The organism is Bradyrhizobium barranii subsp. apii (assembly GCF_011516635.5).
GTDB classification, from domain to species: Bacteria; Pseudomonadota; Alphaproteobacteria; order Rhizobiales; family Xanthobacteraceae; genus Bradyrhizobium; species Bradyrhizobium barranii.
On sequence record NZ_CP096255.1, the window covers coordinates 3,253,483 to 3,266,841 of the forward strand.

A 13,359-nucleotide genomic window follows, 5' to 3' on the forward strand; every position below is an offset into this window, starting at 1 on the left:
AATCCGATGAATCGAACCGGCGATCCGAGTGTTGAGGTGCTGTTGGCGCGCATTGCTGCGCTGCAGGCGGAGAACTGTCAGCTCACGGAGCGCGTCGTCAAGCTCGAGGAAGAACTGGCGCTGGCACGCCTGCATCGTTTTGCGCCGCGCAGCGAAAAGCACGTCGATCGTCTCTTCAATGAAGCCGAGCAGGCCGCCGATGAGGATGACGCCGGCAGTGAAACGAACGATATCGCGGAACTTCCGGACACGGGCTTGCCATCCGTCGAAAGCGCGCCGGGAAAGAAGCGCGGCCGCAGGCCGCTGCCGGCGAACCTGCCGCGCGAGCGCGTCGAGTATGACCTGCTCGACGATCAGAAGGCGTGTCCTTGCTGCCGTGGCCAGATGCATCGCATGGGCGAGGCTGTCACCGAGCAACTCCATATCGAGGTGAAGGCGAAGGTTTTACAGAATGTGCGCTTCAAATATGCGTGTCGCCATTGCGATCGCACCGGGATCAACGCACCTGTCGTGACCGCGCCGATGCCGACGCAGCCCTTGCCGGGCAGCGTTGCCACGGCCTCAACGCTGGCGTTTGCGCTGGTTCATAAATATGTCGATGGGACGCCGCTCTACCGCCTGGCGCAGGCCTTCGGACGCGCTGGAGTTCCTGTCAGCCGTGGCGCTTTGGGCCACTGGGTGATCGGCTCGAGCGAGAAGCATCTGCATCGCATCTACGACGCCCTGAAGCTGCGGCTCAGATCACAACCTCTCATCCATGGCGACGAGACGACGGTTCAGGTCCTCAAGGAGAAGGACAAAGAGGCCACCAGCACATCATACATGTGGGCTTATCGCAGCGGCAGGGACAGTCGCGAGCCGATCGTTCTTCTGGATTATCAGCAGGGCCGCGGTCAAATCCACCCGCAGACCTTCCTTGGCGATTACCGCGGCATCGTGATGAGTGACGGCTATACCGCATGGCGCACGCTGGAAGGGGCCACCCACATTGGATGCATGGCCCACTCCCGGCGGCGCTTTGTCGATGCCCTCAGGGCGAGGAAGAAGGGCGGCGGTCCGCCTGAGCAGGCGCTGCGGTTCTTCGACCAGCTCTACCGGGTTGAAAGGCAGGCGCGGGACGGAATACCGGAGAAGGGTAAAACACAGGCCGACTGCATTCGCCGCTTCCGCCAGCAACATAGTGTCCCCATCCTCAATGCTCTCAAGGTATGGCTCGATGACATGGCCCCGAAGGTCTTGCCTGACAGCAAGCTCGGCGACGCCGTATCCTACACCCGAAACCAATGGGAATATTTGACGCGCTACACCGGGGACGGCAGCATGCCGGTCGACAACAATCTTCTGGAGCGCGACATCAGGGTTTTTGCAACTGGCAGGAAGAGTTGGTTGTTCAGCGATACCGTGGACGGAGCCAAGGCCAGTGCCGTCGTCTACAGCCTGATGCTGACCTGCCGCGCCTCACGTGTCGAGCCGTTAGCATGGTTGCGCCACGTCCTCACCGAATTGCCTCAGCGCGCCGGCAACGCCGATATTACCGACCTGCTGCCCTTCAACTTCCACAAAACCGCCACTGCCTGAACGGCCCGGTATCGCCCGATACGAGGGCAATCCATCAAAAACGCCGCGTCAACGTGCGGGGAAAATCGCGCTTACGGTTGAGCAGAGAATTTCTGCTCAAATCCCAAAAACCGACGTCGCCGATTTGCCGGTTGGAATGACGGCGCCGGCGCGACCCGCACCCGGAGCCGCTTTGGCGTCTTTGACACGTCGGGCAACACACTGGCATAATACTATCATTGAGACGATTTCGTTCGTACCCGCGCCGGAGATTCATCCGCCGCGGGTTTTTTTATTCTCGAACCAGGACCGGACCTGATTGCAACGGGGTTTTTCAGATGACCGAATTGGTGAACAAGCGTTCTGAAGTGGCGTTGGCGAGGGAGGCGGCTCGCAGAACTTTGAAGCAGCGAACGATGACTGAGATCAAATCCTTGGCGCGGACGCACACGGTACACGCCGTGAATACTCCCGTGAAGATCATGCTCGACAAGAATGCTCCAGCGCATGCACGTGTCTCGGCCGCCAACGCCATTCTCGATCGCGGATGGGGCAAGCCGTTGCAGCCCATCGCGAATGAAGACGGTAAGCCCCTTGAGTTCATTCATCGCATCGAGCGGGTCATTGTACATCCCGGCGACGGTCAAACGTTCGACGCCCATGTTGAGGAATCCGTGCTCCGCGAACCGCTAAGCGTTCTTGGAAGCATCGGCGCGACGGGCGATTTCGACGTCTCATTGAGCCAGATCCCCCAGCTCAAGGCATTGCGGAATTGACCGGTTGGCCGCGCTGGATGGACGACGCGCTTGCATACAGACCACAGAGCCCGGCTCTAGACGTCGGCTCGCCGGGTGAAACGGCTGCATTGGAGGGCAACGCGACCGGTTCGGTGGGCTTGGCGTCTCTCTAGTGCAAGTCTCAAAAGTCCCTGAAAACACTGGCAATCACTACAATATGTTAGGGGGCGTACCCCCCAAAGGTCAAGTCGAGGCAAGCCGAATTGATGTGACCGTTGTGACAGTGCTGTGACCACAATTTGCCGACGCACGCGCGGCATGGGGGAAACTTGCAAGCGTCAACCTATCTGATGCCCCCACAAAAAAATCCGTCATTTTTCGCAAGTTTAAGTTGGCGCACATCCCAGCGTGTACTGTGTCGGACACAGGAGAGCTCGTGCATGAACCCGAATCTTACTCCTGTTACTTCATACGTGATCGACAACGTGCACCACGCGCACGACGAAGTATGCGAGAGGACGGACCTCGTCGAGCGCGAAGGCGAAATAGATCAGTTCTCAGTTGGTGCGCCTGAAGACATCGCGTTCGATCCACCCAGGATGAACGTGCGAAATGTTGAGGCAGCCCTATCGGTCATGAAAGTCGATCCGGCCAAGGTAAAATGCGTAGCGTCCCAATAAAGCCAATGGCCTGCGTGATACGTTGGGCACGTTTGGTCGCAGAGATAATCGACCGGTTTGAGCAAGTCGACCCTTCCGGGATACTTAGACTGCACACGGGCAAGCATTGCATTGATGGCTGCGCCCGCCGCTACCGCGTTCACCTTTGACATGGGCGCACATGGAGGAGGTGGCACATGAGGCAGCGGCCCTTGAAGTAACCGCGGCCGATTGATCTCGCAGCCGGCAGGAACTTGGGCGCCCACAATCATTACACGCCGAACAGGCGTTAACACGCGTAGCGTCTCAGAAAGGGCCGCTTCGAGCTTGGCGAACGATCCAGCATCGTTCGGCCACATGCCTGGTTGGTCGTAATCGATGCCCGCATCGTCATAGGTTTCCCACCGCTGGATGAATATCAGCGGTCGCGTTTGGGTCTCAAGTTGAGCGATTTGCTCATCGCGACCCCGAAGACAATCCACGCGTCGTCGCGATCTGATGGCTGCTCCTTTGACAATCGGGCATCCGGCAGTGCCAACGTACTGAAGGTTTCCACCTAGGCTCTCGACTAACGGCAACATTGCCGCCACGTACATTTCAGCATGGGAGTCTCCAGCCAAGTCAACAATCGGTAGGCCCGGCGGCCAAACGACTTGATCAGTAGTGGGAGAACTGTCGAGCCTTCCATCCGCCAAAACCGACTCAGGCACCCGCCATGCAAAACCTTTCAGAATGAATGTTGCGTGAGTCAGAATCGCAAATGCCAGAATAGCCGCGCTGAATTTCATCAATGTCTTCAACGGTGCTCCAGAGGCTGCGCCTCCAGCAACGATGAAGCGACGTTCCACGAAATAGTACATGCTGGTAGCGACGAAAAGCATCGTCACAAGCATGACTATATTGCCTCCAGCAGTGTCGGCCGCCTCACCAAAGATGAAGCGCGAGTAGAAAATGATCGGCCAGTGGCAAAGATAGAGTGAATACGAGATTGTTCCGATGGCGGTTAGCGCCTGAGAGCGTAGAGCGCGAGAAACGAAGGTTGTATCTCCGGTCCAAATCACAGCAGCAGCGCCAAGGCATGGGATCATAACGAGCAATTCTTGCCGTGACGTGTCTGGCTGCAACAAAAGGGCACTGGACAAGATCACAGCGAAGCCAGCCGCCGAAAGCAATTCACGGACCGATTGGCGGCGTGGCGTTTGACCGGCGAAAAGCACCAAGGCGCCACAACCGAACTCGAACATGCGAAACGGCATCAAGAAGAAAACGGCAGAGCTGTCGATGGGGCCAACCCATATCGTGGCCAAGAAGGATGCAAGCGACAACAGGACGATTGCCGATCTTATGCATCCAACGCGCGCCGCGGCGATCAGGAGTGCGGGCCAAATAAGATAGAACTGCTCTTCAAGCGACAGCGACCAACAGTGAAGCAGAGCGAGTTCGTCCGACTTCGCTGCGAAGTAATGGCTTGCTTCTCTCCAATATTGGATGTTTGCGATCGACAGCAGCGCATGCGTGCACTCCTTCGCAATATCGAGAAACAGTAGAGGCGCCGTCCACAACGCGCCCGACAGGTACGTCATAAGCACCGTGAAGATCAGGGCTGGATAAATGCGCCTCGTTCGTCGCAAGTAGAACGCGCTAAAGGAAAAGCGACCGCCAGCGTCGTCCATGAGGATATTGCGAGTGATCAAGTAGCCGGAGATGACGAAAAAGACGTCGACTCCGACGAAGCCGCCCTGAAAGCCCGGTACTTTCAGGTGAAACAGCAGAACGCTCAGGACAGCAATCGCTCGAAGTTGAACGATTTCCCCGCGAAAGCTCGTCCCCTCCGAACCTATCATCTCCAATGAGGCCACCAGAAGCTGCAACGTTTCCAAATATTTCTACTGGATTGCAGTCTATTACCTGAGTGTCTGTTCCAAAACATGTTGAGTCGAATGAATCGGTTGTGATTCAAGGTGAGCGGCCTGATTCGATGGGGACGCGCCGCCAATGTGGACTACCGAGAACCGTGCACGCTACGACCGCAGCCGCCTGCGCTATCCGAGCGACTTGACCGACGAGGAGTGGGCGCTGATCGCGCCTCGCATCCCGCCGGCCAAGCGCGGCGGCAACAAGCGTACGGTGGACCTGCGCGAGATTGCCAACGGGCTGATGTACATCCTGAGCACAGGTTGCCAGTGGCGCGCGATCCCCAAGGACCTGCCGCCGCGCTCGACGCTGTATGGCTACTTCGATCTGTGGAGCTGGAACGGCACGCTCGATAAAATTCATCACGCCCTCTATGTCGAATGTCGCGAAAGGGCCGAGCGCGAGGCTTCTCCCACCGCCGCCATCATCGATAGCCAGAGCGTGAAAAGCGCTGAAAAAGGGGGCCTCATGATCTCCATGGCTACGACGCGGGCAAGAAGATCAAGGGCAAGAAGCGGCACATTCTCGTCGACACGCAAGGCCTCTTGATGCACGCCATCGTGCATGCGGCGGACATCCAGGATCGCGACGGCGGCGTGCTCCTGATGGCAACGTTGTTCGGCCTCTATCCCTTTCTTCTGAAGCTCTACGCCGACGGCGGATATCAAGGGCCACATTTCCAGAAGGGGCTGCGTAGCGCTCTGAAGCGCGTGAACCTCGAAATCGTCAAACGCTCCGATCAGGCTCACCGTTTCGTCGTCTTGCCCAAACGCTGGATCGTCGAGCGTACCTTTGCCTGGCTCGGGCGATGCCGAAGACTGTCCAAAGATTGGGAATGCTTCAATCACAGGGCGCTCGCCTTTCTCAAGCTGGCCTCCATCCGACTCATGCTGCGAAAGCTATGCAATCCAAGGTAATCTTTCCGGACAGACTCTGAGAGGATTTCAGGGTGTAAACCTCAATTTTGGTTTCTAATAAAGGTAGCCGTCCTACCCTCCGAACAGCGATCTAGCCCGTCTTATTCGTCAGAGGGCGCCTGAGAGGCTGGCGAGCGTGGTGTAAAGCGCTGATGCGGCGTAGGATTCGGTTGCAAAGCCAACCCCATCACCTTCAGCCGCGAACACCACGCCCGCCATGACCGACGATACGATTCTGCCCTTCTCGTTTCCAGCCGTTCACGCCAAGAAAGTCACAGCTGCCTTCGATGGCGGTCGGCTGACCTCGAACGGGGGCGTGATGCTTCTGGCGATGGCCGAGCGGCGTCTCGGCTTGGCCGACAATTTGGCCCGGGTGTTCCCGGATCGGCGCGATCCGACGCGGGTCGTGCACAGCCTGGTCGATATGTTCCGCGCGCGCATGTTCGCGATCTGCTGCGGCTACGAGGACGCCGACGACCTCGATCATCTGCGGTCCGATCCCGCATTCAAGCTGGCCTGCGGACGGCTGCCGGACACGGGTCGCGATCTGTGTTCCCAACCGACGCTGTCGCGCCTGGAGAATGCTCCGCGCCTGCGCGACGTGATCCGACTGACCTACACTTTGGTCGACGCATGGATGGATAGCTACCCGCGCGAGCCGGCATCCGTCACGCTCGACATCGATGATACCTGCGATGTCGTCCACGGCCATCAGCAGCTCTCGCTGTTCAACGCTCATTATGACGAACGCTGCTTCCTGCCGATCCACGTCTACGACACGGAGAAGAGCCGGCCCGTGGCGGTCGTGCTGCGGCCCGGCAAGACGCCGGGCGGCGTCGAGGTGCGTGCCCATCTGCGCCGCCTGGTACGGCATATCCGGACGCGGTGGCACAACACGCGAATTACGTTCCGTGGCGACGGGCACTATGCCCGGCCGGAGGCAATGGCGTGGTGCGAGACCAACGGCATCGACTACATCTTCGGTCTGTCCGGCACCAAGCCGCTCGCCAGAAAAGTCGACGCGGTCGCCGACGACATCCGCACGCGACGCGCCATCGAGAACCTGCCGGTTCTGCGCGGCTATACCGAGACGCGCCACAAGGCAAAGTCCTGGGATCGCGAACGACGCACCGTCGCCCGTATTGAGGCGACGATGCTCGGCCTCGACATCCGCTTCGTCGTCACCAGCCTCGATGTCGGCTCGGCCGAGTGGATCTACGACAGCCTGTATTGCGCGCGCGGCCAAGCCGAGAATCTGATCAAGCTGCATAAGACGCAGCTCGCCTCCGATCGCACCAGTTGCCGTTCGGCGCTCGCCAATCAAGTCCGCCTCGTTCTCCATACCGCCGCTTATTGGCTGATGCTGACCGTGCGCGACGCCATTCCCAAAGTCCGGGAATTGGCCACTGCCGAGTTCGCGACGCTGCGTCTTCGGCTCTTGAAAATCGCCGCCCGGGTTGTCGAGACCAAGAGCCGCATTCGCCTTGCGTTCGCCGCGGCATGTCCCGAAGCCGACCTGATCCGCAGCTTGCCCGGCGCGCTGCTGCCGCTCGGTCCTTGACCGGTGGGGCGTCCGCCCGCGTTCACCCAACCCATCCCTCAAGCGCGTTGCAAAGTACCGGTCGTCAGGCGGTGAAAAGCCGAAGGCAATCCTGTGCGCCTCGTCAGCGGAGGTGTGCGGATGCACCAGTCGGACCAAAATACCGCGCTCTCACGAATAGGGCGGGCTAGACGAACAGCTAGGGCCAATCCCGCTATTGGGGTCTAACTCTAGGGGAAAAAGGCAAAAGACAGATGCACGAGGGAGTGGACGGGGCGCTAGGCCCCGCCCTTTCTTAGGTTCTCGCTTCGCCACAGCGGTTGGAGGTTGCTGAAGTGGCATGCCGACGCATCCGTTACGCTCTGCACGCCGCTTGCAGCGTTCCCATGCAAGTCGGAATGAATTGGCGCTGACGGGGAATGCGTACTCGGCATCTGTGCTACATTCTGCTCTCCGCTCTGTAAGTGTCTGTTCCAAAACATGTTGAGTCGAATGAATCGGTTGTGATTCAAGGTGAGCGGCCTGATTCGATGGGGACGCGCCGCCAATGTGGACTACCGAGAACCGTGCACGCTACGACCGCAGCCGCCTGCGCTATCCGAGCGACTTGACCGACGAGGAGTGGGCGCTGATCGCGCCTCGCATCCCGCCGGCCAAGCGCGGCGGCAACAAGCGTACGGTGGACCTGCGCGAGATTGCCAACGGGCTGATGTACATCCTGAGCACAGGTTGCCAGTGGCGCGCGATCCCCAAGGACCTGCCGCCGCGCTCGACGCTGTATGGCTACTTCGATCTGTGGAGCTGGAACGGCACGCTCGATAAAATTCATCACGCCCTCTATGTCGAATGTCGCGAAAGGGCCGAGCGCGAGGCTTCTCCCACCGCCGCCATCATCGATAGCCAGAGCGTGAAAAGCGCTGAAAAAGGGGGCCTCATGATCTCCATGGCTACGACGCGGGCAAGAAGATCAAGGGCAAGAAGCGGCACATTCTCGTCGACACGCAAGGCCTCTTGATGCACGCCATCGTGCATGCGGCGGACATCCAGGATCGCGACGGCGGCGTGCTCCTGATGGCAACGTTGTTCGGCCTCTATCCCTTTCTTCTGAAGCTCTACGCCGACGGCGGATATCAAGGGCCACATTTCCAGAAGGGGCTGCGTAGCGCTCTGAAGCGCGTGAACCTCGAAATCGTCAAACGCTCCGATCAGGCTCACCGTTTCGTCGTCTTGCCCAAACGCTGGATCGTCGAGCGTACCTTTGCCTGGCTCGGGCGATGCCGAAGACTGTCCAAAGATTGGGAATGCTTCAATCACAGGGCGCTCGCCTTTCTCAAGCTGGCCTCCATCCGACTCATGCTGCGAAAGCTATGCAATCCAAGGTAATCTTTCCGGACAGACTCTAAGAATGGCCTTAGCTCGATCAGTGAGCGGAATTGTGCGGGCCTTATCAGTCTTGGTGACCGGCACATGCAGGACGGCTGTATCGAGGCGAACGTGCTGCCATCGGATACCGGGCAGTTCGCCGCGTCTCAGGCCCGTTTCAATAGCGAGTTGAAAGCCATGCAACAGCCATGAGCCGGCCACTGTGCTGCACGCCTTGGTCAACGCCTGTAGCTCGCCCGGCTTCAGCCTGCGTTCGCGTCCCTCCGGTGCCTTGGGCTTCCTAAGTCCTGCTATTGGGTTCTGCAACGCAGTGTAGCCCCAGTCCCTGCGTGCCATCTCGAAGATGGTTCGTAACAGCCGCAACTCTCTGATCACTGTACCGGCCTGCACCTGTTTCAAACGCGTGTCGCGGTACCTCTGAAAAGCGCAGCATCGGTCTTTGCTAATGGTAGGGCACCCCACCGTTGACGAAGGAATACTTCGATCCGCTTACGCTCTGGGATAAGCCCACGCTTCTCATTGGTGACGTTGTCGCGATAGCGCGTGAGAGGCTGCGCAACAGTGATTGTATTGAGAGATCGTATGTCGTTGGGGATCAAAGTCCGATCCAACTCGGCTTCGATCTGCCGTGCCCAACGTTGTGCATCAGGTTTTGATTGAAACGACTTGGCTTGTTGTGTGTGTCCGTGGCGTCTGACTTGGACCTGCCACTTCCCGTTCCTGAACCGTAGGCTTGCCATTCAAAAAGCTCCTCTCGTGTGACCAGCTTGTGACCGGCCGGTCTGAGGAGCTTTTGAGGAGCTACCACCAACACTCTAAGAGGTTGGTAGATCGAGAGAAACACTGGCGCACCCGACACGATTCGAACGTGTGACCTTTGCCTTCGGAGAGCAGCGAGCGGCGTAACGTTCGGATATTGAGCCGTGTTTCGAAAACCTGATGCCAATCGAGCCCGCGGAATCCCGCGGGCTTTGTTTGTATGGCGCCTCTGACGTTCGCGCGCTACACCGCAGCAGCCGGTCCAAACCAGGTGGTCAGCGCGTCCTCGAGTCCTCGTTGGCTTTCATCGCCGACCCACGCCACGTGCCCGTCTGGCCGAACCAGCACGGCTTCGGGCGCGGCGACCTGCCCGATGGCGGGGAGCTCCCACGCGCCGTCGTGGCTGGCGTTGACGATCCTGATGCGATCTGCCCAGGGTGGGATGTCGAACCCGCCGGACTTGCCGAAATTGATCAGCAGGGCCTGCGCTCCGTGCAGCAGCGTGAACAATCTCTGCGGATGGCCCTCGACGATCAGGTCGAGATCGGGCATCCGGCGCCCGAGCAGTTCGTGTCCTTCGCCGAGATCATAGCGGATGTCGAGTCCGCTCATCATCGCGCCAAAACGTTGGCGCGGCTCGTCCATGGCGAGCAGGTCGGACACCACGTCGCGCGCGGCCTTGAGGCCAGCCTCGCCGCGGCGGAGCATGGCGATTTGCGCCAGGGTGTTGCGCAAGACGCGCGCAGCAACGGGATGACGTTCGGCGTGGTAGGTATCGAGCAGGCCGTCGGGCGAAATGCCCCTGACCACCTGCGCCAGCTTCCAGCCGAGATTGACCGCGTCCTGCACGCCGGTGTTGAGGCCTTGCCCGCCGACGGAGTGATGGATATGCGCGGCATCGCCGGCGAGCAGCACGCGCTCCCGGCGATAGGACACGGCCTGCCGCGCCGCATCGGTGAAGCGGGAGATCCAGGCGGGATTTTGGAGCCCGAAGTCGGTGCCGTACACGGCGACGAGCGCATCGCTGAGATCGCGCCGGCCGGGTTCGCCGGTGCGGTCGAGCGTCGCTTCCGTCACGACGACCAGCACGCGACCGCTCTCCGCCTTGCTGAGGCCATGAAAGCCGATGGCGTCGTGGCGGAGACCCCATACCGGCTCGTCGCGCATCTCGACTTCGGCCATGAGATTGCTGAGCGTCGGATCGGAGCCGACGAAATCGATGCCGACCTTCTTGCGTACCAGGCTGCGACCGCCGTCGCAGCCGACGAGGTAGCTTGCGCGCAATGTCTTGCCGCCGGCGAGCGCAACGTCGATGCCGGTCGCATCCTGAACGAAGCCGATCACCTCGGAGTTTCGATAGATAGGCACCGCGAGCTCCTCGACCCAGTCGGCCAGGATGCGCTCGATGTGGCTCTGCCGCAGCGCGAGGCCATAAGCGTGCCGGGTGGGGAGATCGCCGATGTCGAGCTTGGTCCAGGCGAAGCCCGCGAGCTGGGTGACTTGCCCCTCGCGCGGGAAGCGCTCCGCGACGCCGCGCTGATCGAGGATCTCGATGGTCCGCGCGTGCAATCCGCCGGCCCGCGTACCGACGAGCTCCTGATCCGGGCGCCGCTCGACCACCGCGACGTCGACATCCGCGAGCGCGAGCTCGGCGGCGAGCATCAAACCGGTCGGGCCGCCGCCGGCGATCAGCACGGCATGGTGACTCGCGCGGCTGGCGCCGGCCCGCTCGGTACGGCCGCGCGGCCGGGACGACGGAAGCAATACAGGCATGTGGACCCCCTCGCGTTGCTGCTTTGGATGCTCATTGGGTCGGGGGTTCTACGGCAGGGCGGGGGACTTGAAGCAAGCCCCTTGCGCACCACATATCAAGCTGGGAAGAATGACACCTTCTTCCGCGTTCGCCGCGTTGACACGTCGGGCAAAAGACCGGCAGAATGGCATCATCGACATGAGTTTGGTTCGACCCGCGCGGGAGCTCCCGCCGCGGGTTTTCTTTTGGGCTCTGGCGTTCAGCGAACGCCGGTGGTTCGCCGCATGGTGTCGGCGAGCTCCTCGAACGAAAACGGCTTCCTGATCATTGGCAGGCCCCGCGCCGCGGTTCGCGCCCCGATAATTGCTGGATCTTCAATTCCGGGCGTAGCTGCTTCGCCAGTTCGGCCAGTTCGTGACCGTCCAAACCCGGCATATTGACGTCCGTGATGAGGATGGAGATGTTCTCGTTCTGCCTGAGCCGATCAAGCGCATCCGGGCCGCTTTGGGCGGCTTGTCACCTCGCAGCCGAGATCTTCCAGCATGCCCACGATGACGTCGAGGACGCCGGGATCGTCGTCAACAACCAGTACAGTATGGCTCATCGCGCGCACGGTCATTTGACTGAACGAATAAACGCGCCGCTCTTCGGCAAAGTTCCGGCACGGTGTGGTCGAACGAGGGATGTTTGACATGTCGAAACACTGGCAAATGACATCATCGAGACGAGTTTGGTCACCCGCGCTGGAAGCACCCGCCGCGGGTTTTTCGTCTCGATTTTGAGATCGGACGGTGGCCGCGCATCCGGCCACGCACTCGCTAGACCACGTTCAAGGAACGCCGACCGGCGCGGCGCCGGGTCCGTTGCTCGCGCCGCTGCGGTCTCGGGGCTCACGGACATTGGGTTCGCGCCCGAAACGATCGCGCTTGGTCACGCGATCTGTCGCTTTTTTTCATTTTCGTGGAGAGACGATGACCGCCTAACTGATATCGCTCGCACTCGCGGGCTTGGTTGCAATCGTGTTGTGGGAGACGTTTTCTTGAACGATGAGATCGAAGGCGAGCTCGCGAGCGAGCCGGCCCGCCCGCCCGCGCGACGGAAGACGTCTAAGGCGCGGATGCTGACCGAGACTGATTGTATCCTTCTACTTCGCCAAGTGTGGTTTCGAGAACGTTGCAAGGATCATCAACCAGATGATGAAATCAGGGCGATCGTGGCTGAGACACTTGCCGAGCAACACAGGCTGCAACAGGAGAGCATCGATGCCTTCGTACTGAAGGCCGTCGCATCGGTGCTAACTTCCTTCGGAATCGAACACGACGACCGGAAGGAGCTAAGGGCTGATCTCCAACACGTGCGGAGGTGGCGAAAGAGCGTGGAGCAGGCGCAGAGCTACACCTTCAAGGCCGTTATCACGGTGATCGCGACCGGACTGATGGGGGCCGTTTTGCTAGGCGTTAGGGTCGTGCTGGGCAAGTGAGCTCCCACGGTGCCGACATCTCTGCACTTGCACGCACGCTATTTCCCGCAAACGGGCCGTACAAAATTCGCATCGTTGATGCATCCGATGACGACCTCGTCGATACGTTGGCTGATCTGCATCGGTCGACGTTCTTCGACGCGGCGGCCATGCCGCAATTCGGGTTGGGAGCGTGGTGGCTTGCCTAACATGGCGATGAGGCGGTCGCATTTGCCGGCGTCATACCGTCGACGCACATTCGAAACGGCGATACTTCTCGAGGGTCGGCGTGCTGCGACGGCATTGGGGGCAGGGACTTCAGGGGGCTGCGTATCGAAAGGGATGCCATTGTCTTGAATACGACGGACAACTTCATCCAGGCGGGCTATCGGCTCTTCGAGCCAGAGGTATCCGAGGCCTCGGCGCACACGCTCTATTGGCGGAAGTGGCTTCGCTGAGCGGGGTTTCCCGTAATGCGGAACGAGTTTTTCTCGGTGCAGGATGGCCAATGCGAGACACAGCATAGCTCGCACTCCCAAAATGTTCGGGGGCCCGGCAGCTCGATGGCTGTCGGGCCCTTTTTGCGTATTGAAGCGATGCGGGTGAAGCACTTGCGAAGTTGGTGGTGCCGGGCTTTAAGTTTGCTCTTGCAGGAAATTCGGCAACTGTAAGCCGATGTAA

Annotated in this window: 9 protein-coding genes and 2 pseudogenes; 6 read left to right on the top strand and 5 right to left on the bottom strand. The window is 60.0% G+C overall.

Annotated elements, in window-relative coordinates:
* The first annotated feature begins 6 nt into the window (after window positions 1–6).
* Both tnpC and HAP41_RS50355 read left to right on the top strand, forming a co-directional pair.
* Window positions 7–1,578, top strand: a complete 1,572-nt coding sequence (tnpC, locus tag HAP41_RS15505; RefSeq protein WP_166100179.1) for an IS66 family transposase — start codon at window positions 7–9, stop codon at window positions 1,576–1,578.
* 317 nt (window positions 1,579–1,895) lie between these two features.
* Window positions 1,896–2,333: a hypothetical protein gene (locus HAP41_RS50355; RefSeq protein WP_321576678.1), complete on the top strand. Its 438-nt coding sequence runs from the start codon at window positions 1,896–1,898 to the stop codon at window positions 2,331–2,333.
* Window positions 2,334–2,844: 511 nt separating this feature from the next.
* Here HAP41_RS50355 and HAP41_RS15515 read toward each other — a convergent pair.
* The gene (locus tag HAP41_RS15515; RefSeq protein ID WP_166100176.1) at window positions 2,845–4,833 is read right to left on the bottom strand and encodes an acyltransferase family protein; all 1,989 of its coding nucleotides are present in this window, start codon (window positions 4,831–4,833) and stop codon (window positions 2,845–2,847) included.
* 115 nt (window positions 4,834–4,948) lie between these two features.
* On the opposite strand from HAP41_RS15515, the pseudogene HAP41_RS15520 reads away from it, so the two are divergent.
* From HAP41_RS15520 to HAP41_RS15530, 3 genes and pseudogenes are all read left to right on the top strand, one after another.
* Window positions 4,949–5,784, top strand: a pseudogene (locus tag HAP41_RS15520) (IS5 family transposase).
* 217 nt (window positions 5,785–6,001) lie between these two features.
* Window positions 6,002–7,345 carry an IS1380 family transposase gene (locus HAP41_RS15525; protein ID WP_166053720.1) on the top strand — a complete coding sequence of 448 codons (1,344 nt, stop codon included), beginning with the start codon at window positions 6,002–6,004 and terminating at the stop codon, window positions 7,343–7,345.
* Window positions 7,346–7,871: 526 nt separating this feature from the next.
* Window positions 7,872–8,707 (top strand): annotated as a pseudogene (locus HAP41_RS15530) (IS5 family transposase).
* Here the strand turns inward: HAP41_RS15530 and HAP41_RS50745 are convergent.
* From HAP41_RS50745 to HAP41_RS15545, 4 genes are all read right to left on the bottom strand, one after another.
* Window positions 8,690–9,043: a tyrosine-type recombinase/integrase gene (locus HAP41_RS50745; RefSeq protein ID WP_224581030.1), complete on the bottom strand. Its 354-nt coding sequence runs from the start codon at window positions 9,041–9,043 to the stop codon at window positions 8,690–8,692. The pseudogene HAP41_RS15530 and the gene HAP41_RS50745 overlap by 18 nt on opposite strands.
* A gap of 666 nt (window positions 9,044–9,709) precedes the next feature.
* Window positions 9,710–11,239 (bottom strand): FAD-dependent monooxygenase, encoded by a 1,530-nt coding sequence (locus HAP41_RS15535; RefSeq protein ID WP_166100160.1) that lies wholly within the window; start codon window positions 11,237–11,239, stop codon window positions 9,710–9,712.
* 304 nt (window positions 11,240–11,543) lie between these two features.
* The gene (locus HAP41_RS15540) at window positions 11,544–11,681 is read right to left on the bottom strand and encodes a response regulator (protein ID WP_321576682.1); all 138 of its coding nucleotides are present in this window, start codon (window positions 11,679–11,681) and stop codon (window positions 11,544–11,546) included.
* 22 nt (window positions 11,682–11,703) lie between these two features.
* The gene (locus HAP41_RS15545) at window positions 11,704–11,913 is read right to left on the bottom strand and encodes a DNA-binding transcriptional response regulator (protein WP_224580833.1); all 210 of its coding nucleotides are present in this window, start codon (window positions 11,911–11,913) and stop codon (window positions 11,704–11,706) included.
* Between the two features lie 462 nt (window positions 11,914–12,375).
* Between HAP41_RS15545 and HAP41_RS15550 the strand changes: the two genes are divergently transcribed.
* Entirely contained in the window at window positions 12,376–12,699 is a 324-nt protein-coding gene (locus tag HAP41_RS15550) for a hypothetical protein (protein WP_049813059.1), read from the top strand.
* Window positions 12,700–13,359: the final 660 nt, after the last annotated feature.